The organism is Terasakiella sp. SH-1, assembly GCF_004564135.1.
Classification (GTDB): Bacteria; Pseudomonadota; Alphaproteobacteria; order Rhodospirillales; family Terasakiellaceae; genus Terasakiella.
The window spans coordinates 1,676,823-1,698,496 of record NZ_CP038255.1 but is presented as its reverse complement, the minus strand read 5'-3'; the positions used below and the strand labels follow the sequence as shown (position 1 = coordinate 1,698,496).

21 protein-coding genes and 2 tRNA genes are annotated in these 21,674 nt (G+C 48.0%); 14 read left to right on the top strand and 9 right to left on the bottom strand.

Translation table 11 applies throughout. From position 1 onward, the window contains the following. Positions 1-3 precede the first annotated feature (3 nt). Positions 4-1,533, bottom strand: a complete 1,530-nt coding sequence (locus E4K71_RS07945) for a DEAD/DEAH box helicase (protein WP_135078396.1) — start codon at positions 1,531-1,533, stop codon at positions 4-6. 139 nt (positions 1,534-1,672) lie between these two features. Between E4K71_RS07945 and E4K71_RS07940 the strand changes: the two genes are divergently transcribed. The 10 genes from E4K71_RS07940 to E4K71_RS07895 all read left to right on the top strand — a co-directional run bounded on the left by E4K71_RS07940 (position 1,673) and on the right by E4K71_RS07895 (position 10,634). Continuing rightward, the gene (locus tag E4K71_RS07940) at positions 1,673-2,221 is read left to right on the top strand and encodes a hydrolase (protein ID WP_135078395.1); all 549 of its coding nucleotides are present in this window, start codon (positions 1,673-1,675) and stop codon (positions 2,219-2,221) included. 4 nt (positions 2,222-2,225) lie between these two features. Continuing rightward, entirely contained in the window at positions 2,226-2,921 is a 696-nt protein-coding gene (locus E4K71_RS07935) for an alpha/beta fold hydrolase (RefSeq protein ID WP_135078394.1), read from the top strand. A gap of 9 nt (positions 2,922-2,930) precedes the next feature. Then, entirely contained in the window at positions 2,931-3,458 is a 528-nt protein-coding gene (locus E4K71_RS07930) for a gamma carbonic anhydrase family protein (protein WP_135078392.1), read from the top strand. A 123-nt stretch (positions 3,459-3,581) separates the two neighbouring features. Then, positions 3,582-4,805, top strand: a complete 1,224-nt coding sequence (locus tag E4K71_RS07925) for an OmpA family protein (RefSeq protein WP_135078390.1) — start codon at positions 3,582-3,584, stop codon at positions 4,803-4,805. A 138-nt stretch (positions 4,806-4,943) separates the two neighbouring features. Further along, positions 4,944-6,140 carry an LL-diaminopimelate aminotransferase gene (locus E4K71_RS07920; RefSeq protein WP_135078388.1) on the top strand — a complete coding sequence of 399 codons (1,197 nt, stop codon included), beginning with the start codon at positions 4,944-4,946 and terminating at the stop codon, positions 6,138-6,140. Between the two features lie 48 nt (positions 6,141-6,188). Then, positions 6,189-7,481: a homoserine dehydrogenase gene (locus E4K71_RS07915; protein ID WP_135078386.1), complete on the top strand. Its 1,293-nt coding sequence runs from the start codon at positions 6,189-6,191 to the stop codon at positions 7,479-7,481. Between the two features lie 15 nt (positions 7,482-7,496). Continuing rightward, positions 7,497-8,477, top strand: coding sequence for a class II fructose-bisphosphatase (gene glpX / locus E4K71_RS07910; protein ID WP_206201971.1), 981 nt, complete (start codon positions 7,497-7,499; stop codon positions 8,475-8,477). Between the two features lie 72 nt (positions 8,478-8,549). Then, entirely contained in the window at positions 8,550-10,304 is a 1,755-nt protein-coding gene (recJ, locus tag E4K71_RS07905; RefSeq protein WP_240796895.1) for a single-stranded-DNA-specific exonuclease RecJ, read from the top strand. 152 nt (positions 10,305-10,456) lie between these two features. Further along, positions 10,457-10,532 (top strand) — tRNA-Glu (locus tag E4K71_RS07900). Between the two features lie 26 nt (positions 10,533-10,558). Beyond that, a tRNA-Glu gene (locus E4K71_RS07895) sits at positions 10,559-10,634 on the top strand. 135 nt (positions 10,635-10,769) lie between these two features. On the opposite strand, the gene E4K71_RS07890 is transcribed toward E4K71_RS07895, so the two are convergent. The 6 genes from E4K71_RS07890 to E4K71_RS07870 all read right to left on the bottom strand — a co-directional run bounded on the left by E4K71_RS07890 (position 10,770) and on the right by E4K71_RS07870 (position 13,785). Next, complete coding sequence (locus tag E4K71_RS07890; RefSeq protein WP_135078384.1) at positions 10,770-11,147, bottom strand: response regulator; 378 nt, start codon at positions 11,145-11,147, stop codon at positions 10,770-10,772. A gap of 63 nt (positions 11,148-11,210) precedes the next feature. Then, complete coding sequence (locus E4K71_RS07885; RefSeq protein ID WP_135078382.1) at positions 11,211-11,882, bottom strand: hypothetical protein; 672 nt, start codon at positions 11,880-11,882, stop codon at positions 11,211-11,213. Positions 11,883-12,010: 128 nt separating this feature from the next. Beyond that, positions 12,011-12,295, bottom strand: a complete 285-nt coding sequence (locus E4K71_RS07880) for a peptidylprolyl isomerase (protein ID WP_346504518.1) — start codon at positions 12,293-12,295, stop codon at positions 12,011-12,013. A gap of 134 nt (positions 12,296-12,429) precedes the next feature. After that, positions 12,430-12,594 carry a hypothetical protein gene (locus tag E4K71_RS18180; RefSeq protein ID WP_167730358.1) on the bottom strand — a complete coding sequence of 55 codons (165 nt, stop codon included), beginning with the start codon at positions 12,592-12,594 and terminating at the stop codon, positions 12,430-12,432. 133 nt (positions 12,595-12,727) lie between these two features. Beyond that, positions 12,728-13,348 carry a TetR/AcrR family transcriptional regulator gene (locus tag E4K71_RS07875; protein ID WP_240796894.1) on the bottom strand — a complete coding sequence of 207 codons (621 nt, stop codon included), beginning with the start codon at positions 13,346-13,348 and terminating at the stop codon, positions 12,728-12,730. Positions 13,349-13,374: 26 nt separating this feature from the next. Beyond that, positions 13,375-13,785: an HIT domain-containing protein gene (locus E4K71_RS07870; protein ID WP_135078376.1), complete on the bottom strand. Its 411-nt coding sequence runs from the start codon at positions 13,783-13,785 to the stop codon at positions 13,375-13,377. A 33-nt stretch (positions 13,786-13,818) separates the two neighbouring features. Between E4K71_RS07870 and E4K71_RS07865 the strand changes: the two genes are divergently transcribed. From E4K71_RS07865 to phaC, 4 genes are all read left to right on the top strand, one after another. Further along, positions 13,819-14,157 carry a DUF1491 family protein gene (locus tag E4K71_RS07865; protein WP_135078374.1) on the top strand — a complete coding sequence of 113 codons (339 nt, stop codon included), beginning with the start codon at positions 13,819-13,821 and terminating at the stop codon, positions 14,155-14,157. A 48-nt stretch (positions 14,158-14,205) separates the two neighbouring features. Next, positions 14,206-15,672: an NAD-dependent succinate-semialdehyde dehydrogenase gene (locus E4K71_RS07860; RefSeq protein ID WP_135078372.1), complete on the top strand. Its 1,467-nt coding sequence runs from the start codon at positions 14,206-14,208 to the stop codon at positions 15,670-15,672. A 2-nt stretch (positions 15,673-15,674) separates the two neighbouring features. Next, complete coding sequence (gene hisN / locus E4K71_RS07855) at positions 15,675-16,442, top strand: histidinol-phosphatase (protein WP_135078370.1); 768 nt, start codon at positions 15,675-15,677, stop codon at positions 16,440-16,442. Between the two features lie 190 nt (positions 16,443-16,632). Next, positions 16,633-18,435 (top strand): class I poly(R)-hydroxyalkanoic acid synthase, encoded by a 1,803-nt coding sequence (phaC, locus tag E4K71_RS07850; protein ID WP_346504516.1) that lies wholly within the window; start codon positions 16,633-16,635, stop codon positions 18,433-18,435. A gap of 68 nt (positions 18,436-18,503) precedes the next feature. Here the strand turns inward: phaC and lptD are convergent, their stop codons facing one another. After that, positions 18,504-20,885, bottom strand: coding sequence for an LPS assembly protein LptD (gene lptD / locus E4K71_RS07845; protein WP_135078368.1), 2,382 nt, complete (start codon positions 20,883-20,885; stop codon positions 18,504-18,506). A 100-nt stretch (positions 20,886-20,985) separates the two neighbouring features. Next, entirely contained in the window at positions 20,986-21,510 is a 525-nt protein-coding gene (locus E4K71_RS07840) for an amino acid-binding protein (RefSeq protein ID WP_135078366.1), read from the bottom strand. Positions 21,511-21,674 lie beyond the last annotated feature (164 nt).

The following is a 21,674-nucleotide window of genomic DNA, read 5'->3' as shown; positions in this document are numbered from 1 at the left end:
GCTCTAGGCTTCCGCTTGGTCCCCATCAACGATTTCAACAACTTCAACCGCAGCCTCAACAGGCTCAACAACTTCAGTCGCTTCGACAACCTCTTCAGGCTTTTCTTCCTTTTTCTTGGTTGTGCGTGGCTTGCGTGTGGTTGTTTTTTTCTTTGCTGTTGAAGTCGACTTTTTCGCTGTTGTCGTTTTCTTCTTGGTTACAGCTTTTTTCGTTGTTTTGACTTCTTTTTCTTCCAGCTGTACAGGTTCTTCCATAAAGGCAGGCATAAATGCACCAAAACCGATGACAACCCCGTTTTCTGGTTCTTCCTGCACTTGAACCGTATCAGATACATCGCGGTCCTGATATCTGCCGCGCCCGCGTTTATGGCGCGGTTCTTTTTTCTCTTCCTTTGGTGGGGAAATTTTCAATTCCACAGGCGGGATTTTCTTGCCGATTAACTTTACAATGGCTGATAGCTGTTTTTTATCTGCCGGGATGGACAGGCTTAAGGCTGTGCCTTCCTTACCAGCACGGCCTGTGCGGCCAATCCGGTGGACATAATCATCGGCATTGGGCGGCAAATCGTAGTTAAACACATGGCTCAGTGCTGGGATATCCAGCCCGCGTGCAGCCACATCACTACAAACGAGGAAGGTGATTTCATCGTTCTTAAATCTATCCAGCGTTTCCATACGCGCAGATTGCACCATATCCCCATGCATCTGGCCTGCGTTATAGCCATGTTTGTTCAGGGATTTGCAAACGATATTGACGTCTCTTTTACGGTTACAAAAGACGATGGCGTTTTTCACCTCTTCGCTGTCAATCAGGGCGCGAAGGGCATTGCGTTTGCTTTTGCTATCGGCTGGCTTGCAATTCACCATTAACAAGCCTTGGCGTACAGTATCTGCCGTTGTTGCCGGCTTGGCGACCTTGATTTCCTTGGGGTTCATCAGGAACTTGTCAGCCAGCTTTTTAATTTCCGGGGCCATGGTGGCGGAAAAGAATAAAGTCTGGCGGATTTGTGGGAGCAAGGTGACGATTTTTTCTACGTCCGGGATGAATCCCATGTCCATCATGCGGTCAGCTTCGTCAATCACCAGAATTTTCACATCCCGCAAAATCAGGCTACCACGTTCAAACAGGTCCAGCAGACGCCCCGGTGTGGCAATCAACACATCCACGCCGCGATCAATGATTTTCATTTGATCTCCCATGGAAGTTCCGCCAATCAACAGCGCCATGGTGAGCTTGTGGTTTTTGCCATAGGTTTCAAAATTTTCAGCAACCTGTGCGGCCAGTTCGCGGGTGGGGGCTAAAATGAGGGAGCGCGGCATCCGTGCCCGTGCCCGACCTTCGGCCAGAATATCAATCATTGGCAGGGTAAAGGAGGCTGTTTTCCCTGTACCTGTTTGGGCAACACCCAGAATGTCGCGTCCCATCAGGACTTGTGGAATGGCTTGTGCCTGAATGGGGGTAGGTGTTTCATACCCTGTATCTGACACCGCATTTAAAAGCTCTTCACTAAGCCCGAGGTCCGCAAATTTCATTGACTGGTCTTTCATCATAGATAATTCGCGCGATATTATGCATTTGGGCACCAAAGTCAATGATCATGGCGCTTTCGTATCACGCCAATATAGGGTAGGGTCATGAAAAAAGATGGTGTGAAACGATGGGGAAATGCATATGGCCTTAAAAATTGATCCGCAGGAAAGCCTCTTTCTTGTTGTTGATATCCAGCAAAAACTGGCCCCCGCCATGTGGAACGGGGAAGCCGCCATTGAGGTGAACTACAAACTTTTACAGGCTGCTCAGCATCTTGGTGTTCCCCATATGGTGAGTGAGCAATACCCCGCCGGGATTGGTCAAACCGTTGATGTGCTGGCCCCTTTGATTAATTCGGCTTACCTGTTTGAAAAAATGACATTCTCTTGTTTGGGCGATGATGTGATTGCAGCGGAGCTTAAGGAAAAAGGGCGCAATCAGATTGTGGTGAGTGGCATGGAAACCCACGTGTGCGTCTGCCAAACTGTGTTGGATATGTTGGATGAAGGTTATCAGGTCTATGTGGTGGAAGATGCGGTGGCGTCTCGCACGGTCGAGAATAAAATGCTCGGGCTGGATCGGATGCGCCATGCCGGTGCGCAGATTGTGAGTTCTGAAATGGTGATGTTTGAATGGCTGCAACAAGCCGGGACAGACGATTTTAAATCTATTTTGCCGTTGATTAAGTAGCCCCATGAAAGAAACTCTTTTCCTTTTGCCCGGTTTATTATGTGATCGCGGTCTGTGGCGTCACCAAATTGAAACCTTGTCCCAAGATTATGACATCCGGGTCGCAGACTTTTCACATGGAGACAGTATTTCTGCTTTCGCGGACCATATTTTAGAGGCTGCACCGCCGCGTTTTTCAGTCGCCGGACTGTCAATGGGCGGTTATGTCGCTTTTGAATTGCTGCGCAGGGCCCCTGATCGGATTAATCGGGTGGCTTTGCTCGATACATCGCCTTTTGCAGATGCGCCAGAACATCGTGAGTTTCGTCTTTCAACGATGGAGATGGCAAAGGATCATGGGCTGGAAGAGGTGATGAATCTTTTGCTTGGCCGTTTGATCCACCCCCAGCGTTATGAAGATGAAGAGCTGGTTAAAGCCATTGATGCGATGGCGCATAGGGTTGGGATAGACGGTTTTTTATGCCAGCAAACAGCCCTGTTAAACAGGCCGGATAGTTTTGCTGATTTAAAGGGGATTGATTGCCCCGTGTTAATCGTTGTGGGGCGACAAGACGGAATGACGCCTGTTAAGGTTGCCCGACAAATGGCAGAAGAAATTTTGAACTCTTCTCTTGTGGAAATTGAAAATTGTGGGCATCTATCCACCATGGAACAACCCGAAGCCGTCACCGCCCTTTTGCGTTATTGGCTACAGAACTAGGAAGAAAATATGAAACCGCTTATTCGTACCTATAAGGGGACTGAACCCAAAATTGCCGATGATGTGTTTGTGGCAGAAAATGCCGTGATCATTGGGGATGTTGAAATCGGGGCGCAGTCCAGTATCTGGTATGGCTGTGTTTTGCGCGGTGATGTTGAAAAAATTCGCATTGGCGAACGTTCCAATATCCAAGATGGGACGATTGTCCATGTGACGGCGGATAAATTTGGCACTTATATCGGTGATGATGTGCTGGTCGGTCATAATGCTGTAATCCACGGTTGCACCCTGGAAGATGGTGCTTTTGTGGGTATGGGCGCAATTGTTTTGGACGGGGCTGTTGTTGAAAGCGGGGCTATGGTGGCCGCCGGTGCCTTGGTGACACCAGGGAAAATTGTGAAGTCAGGAGAGTTGTGGGGCGGAAACCCGGCCAAGAAGATGCGCGACCTGACAGACGAGCAAATTATCGGCTTAAAGCATGGCACAGATCATTACGTTGATGTCGCGGCCCAGTATATGAGTGAAGAAAAATCATAAAAAAATTCAATTTTATATTAACCTTATGCTGCTAATGGTTTAGATTGCGATTAACCGTTATGCACAAGCAATAACGAAATAAAGATACTACGCGTCGTTTCGGGGCTAATATACGAGGGGTAAATGATGTTCACCAAAGCGCTGAAGAAAAAGCTGGTTTTGCAGGCAACCGTTATGGCTGCACCGTTGCTGTTGGTCGGGTGTTCATCTGTGCCAGATGCCGTTAACCCGGTGGAATGGTACCGTTCTTCTGTTGAATATTTCAATGATGGTGAAGCACAAGCTGCCAATACCCCTCAACCGCAAACACAAGACGCGGCTGCTGCGGCTCCTGCTGTGCAACCTGAAAAACAAGAGATTGCCTCCGGTTTTGTGGCTGCGAAAAAGCCCTCTCGTCAGTATGCGCAGCAAGTGATGCGTCAAGGTGACGTGGTTAACCCGTTGGGTGATGCCAAAAAAGTTGTGGTCGAAAAAGCACCAGCTCCGAAGGCGGCACCTGTTGCCCCGGTGCGCAAATCTGAAATCGAAATGGCTGCAGCCCCGGCAATTCCGCCTAAGCCTATGGTCGTTGCTAAACCTGTTCAAAAGTCGCAGCAACAGTTGACCTTAACGCCGCCGCAACCACAGCAACAGCCTGTGGCCGCGCCGCAAATGGCAGAGCAGCCAGCTGATAATCGCAGTGTGAGCGAAATTTATGCGGCAAATATTGCGCAAACCCGTCCAAGCGGTGACATGATGGCGGTGCAAATGCGCGATACCCTGTCCATTGGTGGGCATCCATTTGAAACCGTTGTGGTTTCCAGTGGTGGTGTGGCGCGTCAAGCTGTGAATTATGGTCAGCAGCAGTATCAGCCGCAATATGCATCTTTGTCTCAAACCGTACAGACAGATGTTCGTCGCCCGGTGTCTTCTGCAATGATGACAGAGCCCAATGTGGTGCAACAGGGGCAAGCTTTGTCCATGACGCGGTTTAATCCGTCTATGTTTACAGGCTCGTTTCAGGTGGCGACCATTCAGTTTGGCAATGGTTCTGCACATTTGACGGCCGAAGATTTGCGTATTTTGCGTGAAGTGACAAGCATTCATCGCCAGCAGGGCGGGGTGATCCGTGTGGTTGGGCATGCAAGTTCGCGTACACGTAATATGGCACCAGAACGCCATCAGGCGGTGAATTTGAAGCTTTCCGTTGGTCGTGCCGATATGGTCGCACGCGAATTGCTGAATCTTGGTGTGCCGGGTAATCGCCTCTTCGTTGGTGGGGTTTCTGATACGCAGCCGTTGTATCAAGAAGTTATGCCTTCTGGTGAAGCAGGAAATCGCCGTACGGAAATTTTTGTGGATTATTAATTTCCACGAAAAAAAACACGCTGAAACCTAATTTTAGGCTTTCCGTTTGGGCGCACCTGTGGTCTAAAGCACTATGCGCTTTCTATTCGGAAAGCCTCTTTTATTTTAATCCCTAAATCTGGAAGGTCTTTTGAGGTCATGGAACAAGATTTTCACCGCATTAAACGTTTGCCCCCGTATGTCTTTGCTGAAGTAAATGCAATGAAGGCAGCGGCGCGAGCGGCGGGGGAAGACATCATTGACTTCGGGATGGGTAATCCAGATTCCGCAACGCCCAAACATATCGTTGATAAGCTGGTGGAAACGGTCCAAAACCCGAAAACACATGGCTATTCTGTTTCGCGTGGTATCAAGGGCTTGCGCAGAGCCAATGCTGAATATTACGAACGTCGTTTTGGGGTGAAGGTTGATCCGGAAAGCGAAACTGTTGTGACGCTGGGCTCTAAAGAAGGCTTGGCAAATCTGGCATCCGCCATCACCACGCCCGGTGATGTGATTTTGGTGCCAAACCCGTCTTATCCGATCCACCATTTCGGTTTTATGATCGCAGGTGCGTCTGTGCGCAACATCCCGGCCTATCCGGGCGAAGATATGTTGGAAGCGTTGAAACGTGCCGTTCAACACAGCTTGCCAAAACCGTCTGCTGTTGTGATTAACTATCCGAGCAACCCGACGGCTTGTGTTTGTGATCTGGCGTTCTATCAGGAAATTGTTGATTTTTGTAAGGCAAATAACATCTGGATCCTGTCTGATCTGGCTTATGCAGAAATCTATTTTGATGATAACCCACCGCCGAGCATTCTGCAGGTGAAAGGCGCTTGGGATATCGCTGTTGAATTTACCTCCATGTCGAAAACATATTCCATGGCAGGTTGGCGTATTGGTTATGCCACAGGTAATAAACAGCTGATTGGGGCACTGACGCGTATTAAATCCTATCTGGATTATGGTGCATTCACACCTGTACAGGTGGCGGCTGCGGCTGCATTGAACGGTCCGCAAGATTGTGTGGATGAAATTCGTGCCCTTTATAAACAACGCCGTGATGTGTTGATTGAAGGGTTGGCTGCGGCAGGTTGGGATATTCCAAGCCCACCAGCAACCATGTTTGCTTGGGCACCAATTCCGGAAAAATTTGCACATCTCGGCTCGCTTGAATTTTCCAAGCTGTTGTTGAAAGAAGCCCAAGTTGCTGTTGCCCCAGGTGTTGGCTTTGGTGAACATGGCGAAGGTTACGTGCGGATCGGTCTGGTGGAAAACGTTCACCGTATTCGCCAAGCCGTGCGTAACATCAAGCAGTTCATGCGAACGCATAATGCAGGCGAAGCACTGTAAGTTATTTGAACCTTTTTCTTTTCTCTTGTTTTTCAGGTTAAGTGAACCATGGACAAGCCATTAAAAATTGCCATTGCTGGCCTTGGCACTGTTGGTGCCGGTGTAATTAAAGTTCTCAATGATAATAAAGGGGCGATTGCTGCACGCAGTGGCCGTATGATCGAAGTTGTGGCCGTCAGTGCCCGTGATCGTAACCGCGATCGTGGTGTCTCCCTTGACGCGATGACCTGGTATGATAACCCGGTTGATATGGCAACCGATGATAATGTCGATGCGGTTGTCGAACTCATCGGCGGGTCTGACGGCATTGCCAAAGCACTGTGTGAAAAAGCCATTGAAAATGGCAAGCATGTGATTACAGCGAACAAAGCCTTGATCGCCCATCATGGCACTGCCTTGGCGAAAGCAGCCGAAGAAAAAGGCGTTTCTGTTTTATATGAAGCCGCCGTTGCTGGCGGTATTCCGATCATCAAGACCCTGCGCGAAGGTTTGGCAGGCAACGGTTTCAGCCGTGTTTACGGTATCTTGAACGGTACTTGTAACTATATGCTGACCAATATGCGTGAAACAGGCCGTGATTTTGATGTGATCCTGTCAGAAGCTCAAGACCTCGGTTATGCCGAAGCCGACCCGACCTTTGATGTGGATGGCATTGATGCTGCCCATAAGCTTGCAATCCTGACCAGCGTGGCCTTTGGCTGTGAAGTTGATTTCGACGGTGTGCAGACAGAAGGCATCCGCCATGTCTCGCCAATCGATATCGAATTTGCTGAAGAACTGGGCTATCGCATCAAGCTTCTGGGTATTACGTCTCGTCAAAACGGGACTGTTGAACAGCGCGTTCACCCCTGCATGGTGTCAAAATCCACACCGATTTCTCAGGTGGAAGATGTTTTTAACGCCGTTGTGGTGGAAGGTAACTTTGTTGATAAGGTTGTCTTGCAAGGCCGTGGTGCTGGTGAAGGCCCGACAGCCTCTGCTGTTGTGGGTGATCTGGTTGATGTGGCCCGTGGCCTGTCTGTGCCGACATTCTCCGTTCCCGCAGATAAGCTTGAAAAACTGTCTTCTGCCTCCTTGGCAGGGCACAAGGGCTCTTATTATGTCCGCCTGATGGTGGTGGATAAGCCGGGCGTCTTTGCCGATATCGCAGGTGTGTTAAAAGAACATAATGTTTCCATGGAAACAATCGTTCAACGCAACCGCGCACCGGGTGAAGCTGTACCATTGGTTTTGACCCTGCATGAGACAAGCGAAGACGCTATGTTGAAGGCATTGGACGGGATTGGTGCGCTTGACAGTGTTGTTGAAACACCGCGTATGATCCGTATCGAAGACTTTTAATGGAGGCATTGAGCCATGTCTCAATTAGCCGGAATTAACCGTAATCTTGCCCTTGAAGCTGTTCGTGCGACCGAAGCCGCAGCTATTGCTGCCTCTTCTTATATGGGGCGTGGTGATGAGGAAGAAGCTGATCGTACAGCAGCGATTGCCTTGCGCGATGCCTTGAATGCTATGTCACTGGATGGTCGTGTGGTCATTGGTGAAGGTGATGAAGAGCATAACCCAATTTTGTTTACGGGTGAGAAAGTCGGTCTGGGTGAAGGCCCGCAGATTGATTTTGCACTTGAGCCGCTGGAATGTATCACCTCTGCGGCTAAGGGGGGGCCGAATGCCTTGTCCATCGTGGCCATGGCAGAACGGGGTAACCTGTTTCAGGCTCCACCTGTTTATATGAATAAAATCGCTGTTGGTGGTGGCTTGCCTGCTGATATTATTGATCTGGATGCCACACCGGAAGAAAATCTGCGTGCTATTGCCGACGCCAAGGGGTGTGAGGTTCAGGACCTGGTTGTCTGTGTGTTGGAACGCCCACGTCATGACGGTATTATTGCAGCCATTCGCGAAACTGGCGCACGCATTAAGCTGATCCCGGATGGGGATGTTTCTGCGGTGATCGCAACCAGTCAGCCTTCTAGCGGTATTGATGTTTACATTGGGATCGGGGGTGCTCTTGAGGGGGTGCTGGGTGCCGTTGCCCTTCGTTGCATTGGTGGGCAATTCCAGGGCCGTCTGGTCTTCAGAAAACCGGAAGAGCGTAGGCTTGCAGCCTCTATGGGGGTTGAAGACTTGGACAAAAAATATTCCCTTGATGATCTGGTGAAGGGGCAAGTGATGTTTGCAGCTACAGGGGTCACGGATGGTGCCTTGTTGGAAGGTGTTAAACGTGTCGGGGCAAATGCCAAGACCCATTCACTCGTTATGAATTCACGCAGCGGAACAATCCGTTTTGTGGAAGCCCATCACGACCTGGAACGTGCTGGTCTTTTGGAAGAATAGAACGTCATATGATTAACCGTCACCCCGCACTTGTTGCGGGGTTACTTTTTTCTATAAAGAGGATGGTTTCCCTTGTCATTTCACATTGAAAAATCAGTTTCCGCTAAACAATGGCTTGTACGCGAGTTCGATGAACGTACAGCCATGGCTTTATCTCAACGTTTAAACGTCAGTGAACTCACAGCCCGTGTCATGGCAGCGCGTGGGGTGACACTGGATGAAGCCCCGACTTTCTTAAGTCCGACGTTGCGCGACCTGTTGCCTGATCCCAATCATTTTAAAGGTATGGCCGAAGGGGTAGGCTGCGTTGCAAAGGCTATTCAAGAAGGTAAGCTGATTGCAATCTTTGGGGATTACGATGTGGATGGGGCGACGTCATCTGCCTTGTTGCGTCGTTTCCTAAATGGGGTAGGGGCACAATCAACCATCTATATTCCGGACCGCCTTGAAGAAGGCTATGGCCCTAATGTGGATGCCATGGACCTGTTGAAGAAGCAAGGAGTTGAGGTCGTCATTACCGTGGATTGCGGTACGACATCCTTTGAACCTTTGGCCCATGCCCAGTCCATCGGCTTAGATGTGGTTGTCGTGGATCACCACGAAGCCGAAGTGAAGCTGCCTGACAGTGTGTCTGTGATTAACCCCAAACGTCTTGATGAAGATGGCCGTTACGCTCATTTAGCAGCGGTGGGAATGACTTTCATCTTTGCTGTTGGGGTGAACCGGGCGTTGCGTGAGGCGGATTGGTTTGGAGAGGAAAGAAAAGAACCGGACCTGCGCCAGCTCCTTGATCTGGTTGCCTTGGGAACCGTGTGCGATGTGGTGCCGCTAACAGGGTTAAACCGGGCTTTCGTTATTCAGGGGCTTAAGGTTATGGCGCGTCGTGGCAATGCAGGGCTGGCAGCTTTGGCCGATGTGGCAGGCGTTAATGAAACACCGGAAGCCTATCATGCAGGTTTTGTGTTAGGTCCCCGTGTGAATGCTGGTGGGCGTGTTGGGGAATCCTATTTAGGCGCAAATTTACTCTCTTCTGATAACCCGTCTTTGGCCGCAGAAATTGCAGCCCAGCTTGATGGCTATAACAAAGACCGCAAAGAGCTGGAGCAGACGGTTTTGGATGAAGCCATTGCCCAAGTCGATGGAGAGGAACACAGCAGTGTTGTGGTCGCTGTCGGGCAAGATTGGCATCCCGGTGTGATTGGGATCGTGGCCTCGCGCTTAAAAGAACGCTACAGTCTGCCAGCTTGTGTTATTGCCCTGTCTGATGGGGTGGGGCATGGTTCTGGCCGTTCTGTTAGTGGGGTGGACCTGGGTACAACGATTATTGCCGCGCGACAGTCTGGTTTACTGCAAAAAGGCGGCGGTCATGCCATGGCAGCAGGCTTTACGGTTGAAGAAAGCAAGCTGGATGAATTTAAAGCCTTTTTAAGTGAGCGCATTGGCACGCAGATTAAAGAGCAAAATATCCAACCGACCTATAAATATGATGGGGCAATTTCACCCAGTGCTGTGACACCTGCCTTGGTGGAAGAGCTGGAACAGGTCGGTCCATTCGGCTCAGGTAACGCACAGCCGCGTTTTGTGTTGAATGATGTCTTCGTACAGCGCGCTGATGTGGTTGGTAAAGACCATGTGCGTTGTTTCTTAGGGGATCAATTTGGTGTGCGCCTTAAAGCGATTGCCTTTCGGGCATTAGATTCTGAATTGGGTCAGGCCCTGTTACAGCACAATGGTCGTAAAATGCATATTGCTGGACGACTTAAACTGGACACATGGGGAGGCGGAACCTCTGTTCAGTTGCTCATTGATGATGCTGCAATAGGCTGATTTCACTGATTTTTTTGATTTTTTCGAAAAAAAATAAAAAAAGTGCAATTTTAGTCTTGCAGCCTTTGAAAGCTTCCTCTATAAACCCGCTCACCAACGGCGGAAACGCGGTGCACAGCACTCAAGTGAAGCTTTCGGTACATAAGGTTTAGGTCTCCATCGTCTAGTGGCCTAGGACTCCGCCCTTTCACGGCGGCAACAGGGGTTCGAGTCCCCTTGGAGATGCCACCTTTCCTTATGAATATATATCCTATGTCTCCATCGTCTAGTGGCCTAGGACTCCGCCCTTTCACGGCGGCAACAGGGGTTCGAGTCCCCTTGGAGATGCCAATTAGAAAAGCGCTACCATACAGTTTGGTAGCGCTTTTTCTTTGCGAGATTAGTGATAAGGTTACAAAAAAACACCAAAAGGGCTGGCGTTTTGTTAGGGCTGTCTTTCAGATTCTAGCTGATACAGGGGTGTTTTTACCCGTCAATCTGGTCCACCATCTGTTTGCTGATGAAGAGCGCCAGTTCCATGGTAGAAAAGGGTTTCTTGAAGAAAGGGATGTTCATGCGTTCGAATTCAAGGCGGTCTGTTGCATCGCACTTGCCGGAAATGACAATCGGTTTGATGTCCGGGTATTTATCCATAATCGTTTCGATGAGTTCGTAGCCATTCATGCCGGGCATCATGATGTCGGTGACGACAAAATCAACATGTTCCGGGCCTTCAAGGATATCGCGTGCTTCTTCACCATTTGTGGCATAGAGGAATTCCCACGTTCCCCCCATTTGGTGAAGTGTTCTTCTAATACCATTGAGGATGTTTTCTTCATCATCGACAAAAAGCACGGAAGTCATATTACAAACCCTTTTCAAAAGATGAGGCACTATACCTTAAGTTGGATTGTTCGTCGATGAAAATCACGTTTTACGGTGCCTTTCAATCAGCTGTCCCTGCCGGTTTAATGTGTAGGCATGGCATTCAACGCTGACGCCATTGCCATCGCTGCTGGGGGTGGGGAACCCTGTCATGATTGAAGGTGTTTTGGCATAGAGGCGATAGATCAGCTGTGGCAACCATGTATGCTCACTTGGTGGTTTTGTGGCAACCTGGCGAAATTCATCTGCGCTGTCAAAAAAGGTGCTCAGGCCCCCGCCATCACCCTTGGAGCCAATGACGACGCAGAGGGGATAACCGGGGTGTTCAAGGAATTCAAAACCTTCGCGCAAGGTAATATCATCACCTGCCTGTTCGATGACCACGCACTGGGGAACCACATCATCCCATTTATATTCAGCAACGCAGGAGGCGGCAACGCAACGGGCACCGTCAATACCTTCGCTATCTTCCCAGTTGGGTTCAAATACTTTTTGAATGGAGGTTAAGGATGCCTTCAGACAGAATTCTTCGGCTTTGACAGGAAGTTCTTCCTTGCCTTTTGATTCTTCTTTGATGCGTTCTTTTATTGGGCCGATAAAGCCGTGGGCGGCGTTGTCAAACTGGGCAGGGGTTGAATAGAAAAAACCATAGCCGGTACCGTCTAATCGCTTGATGAAGATGATTTCCGGGAAATCCAGGTCAATGCCCGCCATGTTTCACAGCTCCACAAAAAAAGAAAACGCCAGCCTGAAACAACAGGCTAATCAACAAAAGACACTCTATCGCTTTTATCAATTATCACGCAAGCTTTGCGCGATGGCGTTTTCTTTTAAAATGTATTTTAGGATGTGCGTTGGATGAGGTGGTAACCGAAATCAGTTTCCACAACGTCACTTGTTGCACCCACTTCCATGGAGAAAGCAGCCTGTTCAAATTCCGGCACCATTTGACCGCGACCAAACATACCCAAATCGCCACCATTTGCACCAGAGGGGCAGTCAGAGTTTTTCTGCGCCAGTTCACCGAAATCAGCACCACCGTCAATGTCGGTTTTCATCTGTTTGATTTGGTCCAGTGCTTCTTCTTTGCTGCGTGTTGCTGTAGAACGTGCAGAACCTGCGTACATGAGAAGGATGTGTGCCGCGCCGACTTGATCAGCCATTGTAAATCTCCATAGTTTAGATAAATAAGAAGCGCCCTGATGTCAGGACGCTTTTGACAGGCAATCTACAACCCTCTTTGATAAAAGGGAAGGAAAGATTAGGCCGCACGCTGTTCGATTTGTTGTTTTGCGTTCTGGACGACTTGCCAGACATCATCTGTTTTCAGATTATCACGCGCCATGATCAATTCAATAATTGGATCTTTCATCATTTCTTTCAGGCTGGGTTCAATTCCGCTTTGCGCCCATTTTTTCGATAACATTTTAGTCCCCTGTATAAGCTTTTTCGCGTTCATACGCGGCTTTGTTTTTTATGTCGTCCCCTGTTTTGGTGACATTCTCTTTTTAATAGATGCTTTTTCATACAGATGTGACGCGGATCACACAAATGATATTTTAATGCAGCTTGCACAAAGAAAGGACCATCGCAACGATCATATCGGCCGCTGTCTGGAAGTCTTGTTCTTCCAATTCATCTTTTTGCAGAACAATACCGATCTGTGTGGAAAAGTCGGCATAGGTTTGTGTCATGGACCAAATCAGGAAAAAAAGATGGCGCACATCCACGGGGGCCATTTTACCTTGTTCAATCCAGTGATCAAAAATGCGAACTTTCTCTTCGATCCATGGATTGATGTCATTATTCAGGTGGGTCGACAGGAAAGGTGCACCGCTGATGATTTCTTTGGCAAAAATTTTAGAAGATTCCGGGCGGGTACGGGAAAGTTCAACTTTGGTTCGAATGTAATTTTCCAAAGCCTCTTTGGGGGCGTGGTCGGCTGTAAAATCTTCTGCCGCTGTTAACCATGTTTTGAGGATGTTTTCCAACACACACAGGTAAAGGTCTTCTTTGGTGCTGAAATAATAATGCAGGTTTGCTTTGGGAATGTCTGCTTCCTTGGCGATTTCTGCGGTTGTGGCAGCGCCAAATCCTTGTTGCGCGAAAATACGTTCAGCCGCCTTAAGGATTGCTTCCTCATTGCGTTCGCGAATACGTGATTTTCTTTTTTCCGGCATATTACTCATGGTCTTGTTGTAGTACTTTAGGCCCGTGATTGCAAATGTTTGAATGCAACTTTCAATTTATGGATGATTTCTTCATCTGCATAGGGGCATGGTGGGTGTTGCCCCCAGACGGGGCCGGGCCAGGCAATATCAGAATCAAAGCGCCCAATGACATGAATATGAAGCTGGCTGACCATATTGCCAAGGGAGGCAATGTTGATTTTTGTGGGGGTAAATAGGTCTTCGATAACCTGTGAAGCCTGATTGATTTCCAGAAGCAGTTGTTGCTGGTCTGTCATTTCTAACTGATGAAGCTCGCTTACGTTGGCAATTTTAGGCACGAGAATAAGCCAGGGATACTGTTCATCATTCATCAAGCGTACTGTACATAAAGGGAGGTCGCAGATTTCAAACGTATCGTTGTCAATTCTTTCATTTAGTTTAAACATGAGGCTCTCTTTACTAATCATGAGGTATCTGGCGTGTCGGAGCGGATTAAAGCAGGAATATGGGTGCAGGCGCAATTGCGTATTTGCGATATCAATTTTATCTCGGCCATGGTTGTGCGAAAAGGGGATCCGGATTCAGGTTCTGTCTTGTTGAAAATCAACCGTTTTAAAGACGGGTGTGCTGTCTTTGTGCCGATTACGACGATTGAGGGCGCACGCGGCTGGATGCATGGCTTAAAAGACGGTTATGTGGATGAACGTGCATGCGATGACTATATCACCCGTCAAACCCAACGTGATGATGATATGTGGGTGTTGGAAATTGAAGATCCGAAAATGCAATATGAACTTGATGCGGAACTTGTCCAATAATCGCTGTTCAGGTAGGGTCAGGACAAATGACATTCAATGGAGAGAAACATGAATCTTTCAGATGCTAAATTATTGCATACTCAGGCTTATATTGATGGGGCATGGGTTGATGCTGATAATCAGTCGACTTTTGAGGTGCTGAATCCGGCGAATGACGAGCTGATTGCGTCTGTTGCAGATGTCGGTGCGGCTGAGACTAGACGGGCAATTGAGGCTGCGGATGCGGCCATGCCTGCGTGGCGGGCAAAGACAGCCAAGGAACGGGCAAATATTTTGCAAAATTGGTTTAAGCTGATTTTAGAACATCAGGAAGACTTAGCCCTGATGATGACCTTGGAGCAGGGTAAACCATTGGCTGAAGCCCGTGGGGAGGTGCTGTATGGGGCATCATTTGTTGAATGGTTTGCCGAAGAAGGCAAACGTGTCTATGGCGATGTTATTCCTGCTCATGGCCCAGATAAGCGGGTTGTCGTGTTAAAACAGCCCATCGGGGTGATTGGGGCGATTACGCCGTGGAACTTCCCGCTTGCAATGATTACCCGCAAGGTTGCACCCGCACTGGCAGTCGGCTGTACGGCAGTTGTGAAACCTGCTGAAGATACGCCGCTGACAGCCCTTGCCTTGGCTGAACTGGCTGAACGTGCCGGTATCCCTAAAGGGGTGCTTAATATTGTGCCTTGCCATAAAGGCAATGCCCCGGCAGTTGGTGGGGAACTGACAGGCAATCCGACAGTACGTAAAATCAGCTTTACCGGATCGACCCCTGTTGGCAAATTGCTGATGAAGCAATGTGCAGACCAGGTCAAGAAAGTTTCATTGGAACTCGGTGGTAATGCGCCTTTTATTGTGTTTGATGATGCAGACCTGGATGCCGCTGTGACCGGTGCTATTGCTTCTAAATACCGTAATGCAGGACAGACTTGTGTCTGTGCCAATCGGATTTTTGTACAGGCTGGGGTCTATGACGCATTTGCTGAAAAACTGGCAGCAGCTGTTTCTGGCTTTAAAGTCGGTGTGGGGACAGAAGAGGGCGTGACACAAGGCCCGCTGATCAATCAGGCGGCATTGGATAAAGTGCAGGCTTTGGTCGATGATGCCAAAGAAAAAGGGGCAACTGTTGTCTGTGGTGGGGCCCCCCATGAAATTGGCGGGACGTTTTATCAGCCAACTATTTTGACAAATGTGACAACGGATATGCGTGTGGCCAGTGAAGAGATTTTCGGCCCTGTTGCCCCGCTTTATAAATTTGAAGGTGAGGAAGAGGTCATTACAGAAGCCAACAATACGCCTTTTGGTCTGGCAGCTTATTTCTATGCACGGGATATGGGGCGTGTCTGGCGTGTCTCAGAAGGGCTGGAATATGGCATCGTTGGCATCAATGAGGGGATTATTTCAAGCGAGGCTGCACCCTTTGGCGGGGTGAAAGAGTCCGGCATTGGCCGGGAAGGCTCCAAATATGGTGTCGAAGATTTTGTCGAGGTGAAATACCTTTGTATGGGTGGGGTAGATAAATAATCATGACGCAGGAAATTACTGATTTCGCCAAACATCTTGCCGATATTTCATGTGAAGTGATCCGCCCTTATTTTCGTAGTAATGTCGGGGTGATTGATAAGGCTGATGACAGTCCTGTAACCGTTGCTGACCGGAATGCCGAAGAAGTCATGCGCAAGGCGATTGAAGAAAAATACCCAACCCATGCGATTTTTGGGGAAGAACATGGGGTGAAAGAAGGTGAGGGGACATCCATGTGGGTTTTAGACCCGATTGATGGCACTCGTTCTTTCATTTGTGGCGCACCCTGGTTTGGAACTTTGGTGGCTTATCTTGAACAAGGGGTACCGCAAACCGGTGTTCTTAACATCCCGATGATGGGGGAACAATGGGTAGGGACATCTGCCGGGACAACATATAATGGGCAGGCGTGTCAGGTACGCACAGGCATTGGTTTTGAAGAAGCAAGCCTGTTTACAACAGACCCTGAATTATTTGATGTTGAGCAACGGGTGTCTTTTGAACGGGTTAAAGGTAAAGTCAAGACAGTGCGCTATGGGGCCGATTGTTATGCATATGCGCTTTTGGCATCGGGCCATATTGATCTGGTGATTGAGGCTGGATTGAAGCCTTATGACGTTATGGCACTGGTTCCTGTGATTAAAGGGGCTGGTGGAATCGTCACAGGATGGAAGGGGGAAGAAGTCACAATGGATTGGGATGGGAGATTGTTAGCTTCCGCAACAATTGAATTGCATGAAAAAGCTTTACAGGAATTAGCAGGCTCATAAAGCAGGGCGCGATCTTGCTGAAATTAGAAAAATCAAAGGGTTGTGCCTAAATCATAGCTCCATTGAGAAATTTGATCGTGTTATTCTCGTATAACTTGAGTATGAGTCTTAATAATCGAAATTGACATTGCTTCTTTTTTCGACTGAACTGACACGGCATAGATAAATCCATTAACGGGGAGACAATAATTTGTCACAAGATCAAGAACTGAAAATGCTGAACGTTGACCAGCAGGAACTGATGGAAAACATGCAGGACTTTGCAGATCGTTCACAACGTATTATGACAAAATTTTTGGAACGTCAGGCCGAAGATGATGGTTTCCAAATTCCAGACCCCTATGTGGTTGGCAAGGCGTTCATGCGTGCTTCTGCCCAATTGATGCAGGACCCGCAAAAACTGGCTCAGGCTCAGGCTGACCTGTGGCAGGAATATACCTCTTTATGGCAGCATGTAACACAACGCATGATGGGCCAGGCAAGCGAACCTGTGGCGAAACCTGTTCCCGGTGATCGTCGCTTTAAGGACGAAGCCTGGGAGGAAGAGGTTTATTTTGATGCGATTAAACAATATTACCTGCTGACAGCCCGCTGGATTAAAAACACCATGGCAGATGTCAAAGGGATTGATGAAAGCACGCAAGCCAAGGTCGATTTTTATACCCGTAACTTTGTGCAATCTATGGCCCCGAGCAACTTTGTGGCAACAAACCCGACTGTTTTGAAAGAAGCGGTGGAAACCCAAGGGAAAAGCTTGTTGAAAGGTTTTCAGCATTTCCTCGATGACCTTGAAGAAGGGAAGGGCAAGCTGAAAGTTTCCATGACGAATTTGGAAGCATTTGAACTTGGTAAAAACGTTGCCTCAACACCGGGTAAGGTCGTTTATCAAAATAGCCTTATTCAGTTGATTCAGTATGAGCCAACAACAGAAAAAGTGAATAAAAATCCACTTTTGATTGTGCCGCCATGGATCAACAAATTCTATGTATTGGACTTGCAGCCGAAAAACTCTTTAATCAAATGGGCGGTGGATCAGGGCCATACCGTCTTTGTCATCTCTTGGGTGAACCCGGATGATAAACTCGCACATAAAGATTTCTCTTGCTACATGCAGGAAGGTCCGCTGGCAGCCATTGATACGATTCAGGAAATCACGGGCGAAGATCAGGTAAACGTTGCGGCATATTGTATTGGTGGTACGTTAACAACCTGTACGCTGGCTTATTTGGCAGCAACGGGGCAGGCAGATAAAGTTAAGTCTGCGACCCTCTTTACAACCCTGACAGATTTCACTGATGCCGGTGAAATCAGTGTCTTCATTGATGAAGAGCAAATGGACCTGCTTGATGCACATATGGAGCGTTTGGGCTATCTTGAAGGGTCTGAAATGTCGCAGGTGTTTAACTTGCTGCGGGCCAATGACCTTGTTTGGTCGTTCTTTGTGAATAACTATTTGATGGGGAAAGAGCCATTCCCGTTTGATCTGTTGTACTGGAATTCAGATTCAACGCGTATGCCTGCGATGATGCATAAATTCTATTTGCGCAAAATGTATTTGGAAAACAGGTTGGTTGAACCAGGGGGGATCGAACTCAATGGTGAACCCATTGATTTAGGCAAAATTGAGACACCTCTTTATATGATCTCTACGCACGATGATCATATTGCACCCTGGAAATCCACTTATAAATTGACCCAGAATGTTGGTGGTTCCGTGAAGTTTGTTCTGGGCGGCTCTGGTCATATTGCAGGGATTATCAATCCGGAAAAATCCGGCAAATATGGCTATTGGACCAACACGAACAAACCTGCTGAGGCCGATAAGTGGTTGGCTGGGGCAACTCAACATGAGGGGTCTTGGTGGCAGGACTGGAAGAAATGGATTTCACGTCATAGCGGTGGCAAAGTGAATGCCCGCAAGCCAGGCAGCAAAACACATAAGCCGTTTGAAGATGCGCCTGGGTCTTATGTTAAAATTCGTTCTATGGACTAAGGTGTTTAAAAGATAAGTAAAAAGAGGCTGGGTTATGAATTAATCCAGCCTCTTTTTTTATTGTTTTCTTAAAGGGTGCCGAAACCACCAAGGTTTTTCAGTTCAAAGCGCAGTGTCATGACATCTGTGGGATCAATATCACGGTCATCAGAGAAGTTCCTGCGGAAATCGAAATAAATAGTCGTGCATTCATCTTTATAGCCAAGACGACCACCGTAAGAGACACTGCCTTCGGGATCACTCATCCGGTAGCGTCCATCAATGGTAGAATACCAGTTTTTACTGATCTGGTTGGACAACGTTCCATGAATTTCTTCACGTGTTGCATATTCTGAGCTTTGGCCTGTTCCTTCGACAAAGAGGTGCCCCATGCTAAAGCGACTGGAGGCTGGGCCAATGGCGAGTTGGGTCTCGCTTCGGTTTAAGGACATATTTGCTTTGTCCAGACGATAGCGATAAAGGACGCTTAAGAAATTTGATGGTTCGACGATCACACGGCCAACAATGTCTGACATGTTATCCTGGTGGCCTGAGTTGCTGTCATAGGTGCTATCATCACGTAGGCGATAGCTTTGGCCGATAAACATTTGGCTGTAGCCACCTTCTTCACCAAACAGTCCCCAGTTAAAGCCAAAATCAAGACGTTGACCACCATCGACTTTATCCAGACCTGCAAAACGGTTTGTTTTAAACAGGTTCGTATCGTCAAATTCAAAGTCCTGACTGTCTTCGTTGGCAATCTTATGGTTTTCTCCAATGTTTGGAGCTGCCTTTAACTTGATAATAGGTTCAAAGATTTCATTGACGCGGCCACCCATCTGGGTGCGGCTTAACGGTTTGCGCCATTCCAGTGACATACTGGGCGTAAAGCGAGCCTGGGCACCGGAATATTCTTCAGACAAGCCACTATTATTCAGGTTATTTGCGTAATGGAGGCTAGCAATGATGTTGGTATCCAGCGTAATCAGGTCCCCTGTGGGAGAGGTATAAGGAATAACCCAGGAGGTATCTGCAGCAAGTCGGGATGCCGAAGAATCATTTCTGCTATTAATGCTGTAAAGGCTTGCGTTCGTTTTCCAGTAAGCACCGCTTTTTTGAGGTTGGCTGATATGATTGAAAAGATATTCAAACTTGCCGTCTTGAAGGTCGTTGTCGTTGCCGTCGCGCTGTTCTTGGTAGCTGCTCAACTGGGCTTTCATATAATTGCGTTTGCGAAAGCCTTCGGTGAAGAGGTTGGAGGTTAAATGCGCATTTTCCGTTCTGTTGGTTACTCCGTAACGTCTGACATAGGTTTCATCTGTGGCATGGTTGGCTTCAAATCCCCAACGCCATGTGTCGTTGATATGGAAAAGCCCCTCGCTGTCGATATGTCCGCGAACTTCACTTTTATTACTGTCTGTGGCACCGGCACCACCATCTGCATAGGTCAAACTTCCTCCCAGACGTAACTGGCCTGTCTGGGTATGTTGCCTGTATTCAGCATTGAGGTGGCCTTGTTCCAGGTTGTAATAGTAGGTCGGCTCCAGTGTCAGGTCCTTGGATGGTGAAATATTCCAGAAGAAAGGTGCGCTTACAAAGCCTTCCAATGTTCCACGGGAACCAAAACTTGGTGTTAGGAAGCCGGTTTCACGCCGTTGTGTCGGGTCTGGGTGGGTGAAGTAGGGGAAGTAAAGAACGGGGATGTCGTAAAGTTCTAAAAAGACATCGCTATATTCCATGCGTTTTTGCTCTGCATCATGGGTAACTTCTTTTGCAGAAAGTTTCCAGGCAAGTGGGCGCTCAGGGTTGTCTTGACATTTTTGACAAGGGGAGTATTCGGCGTCTTTTGCAATTAAAAAGCGGCCTTCCGTCCGTTTGGCTTTGCTGGCAACCAGATGTGAATTATCAGACAGGCTCATGCGGAGCTGTTGGGCAATGCCGGATTTCAGGTCTGAGGTAATTTCAAGAAATTCGGTAAAAAGCACATCGCCATTTGGTTCAATAAGCTGAACATTACCTGAGGCTGTTACGAGGTTTTTATTTTGATTATAGGAAACTGTATCGGCAATAAGAACCCGATCCTCATGAATGATCTCGACATTGCCCCGTGCGGTAATAACCCCAAGTTCTTTGTGAAAGCCAACTTCTTCTGCGGAAAAGCCTGACGCATTGAAATCTGTGGCATTTTCAGGCACTGTTTGTGTCTGATGCGGGATATGCTGGGTCGGTGTGAGAGCCTGCGTTGGAATAACGGGGCTTGTGGCTGTCGTTGGTGAGATCGGGGCAACGGGCGTTTGGGCAAAAGAGGGACGTGTGTCCAAAACACCAAGAATTGAAAGTTTGGCATGACTTTCAATGGGAGACAAAGCCGCCAAAGCTGTGCAGGCTGCAATAATTGTTTTGTAAGACCGTTTCCGGTTCTTATGTAAAAGTCGTCTGTCCAGCATTCCCGTGATCTTCTGCTTGAGCATAGATAAAACGCCGCGGATAGTAGAAAAAATGTACAGTCCACGCAAGTCTCAAGCATTGTGGCAAGGGAGGCGTTTCTTTTTCGTTAACAAGAAAGGTGTTTCATGCACCTTCCCAATGGTAATCGAGTTTAAGCTCGCCTGCTGTATTGCCAATTGTTGCCAAACATTTATCCGCTTTGTCGTCATCAAGGCAGACGGAAAAGCGAATGATATATTGATCCTGAGTGCCGCTGACTAGCCTTTCAGCATTCATGCGAACGATGTTGGCTTTGAACTGGACAAAAACTTCACACAGACGGGCAATCAGGCCGGGGCGATCACCACCAGATACGGTGATTCGGTGAGTAATACGCCCGTGTGGGCCTTGATTCGGTTCCAGCGTAAATGGTGTGATGGAAATTTGCGCCCCATTCAATACGTCAATTTTTTCTAAATCATTTTGGATATCATCAATGCTGACGTCTTCAGGTAGTTCGGCAACAGCGGTGAATTCAGCGCCAGTTCCAAGGGCGGTGAATGTGGTCGCCGCCAGATTTGCACCAAGGTCGAATAAATTGCCGGTAATTGAAGCGACCAAGCCTGTCTGATCAGGGCAAAAAACGGAAACGAGGACAGTAGAGGTCATGATTCTTCCATATCTTAATAATTTGTTCGTTGTTTCTTATATAGATTAAAGAGTACGTTTATGTCTAATGCAAGAATATATGTATGAATTTCATAAATGTATCGAAGTTGTTTCGATGAAACCTTATGTATTTCATTTGTTAATATAAATGATATGCATGTTCA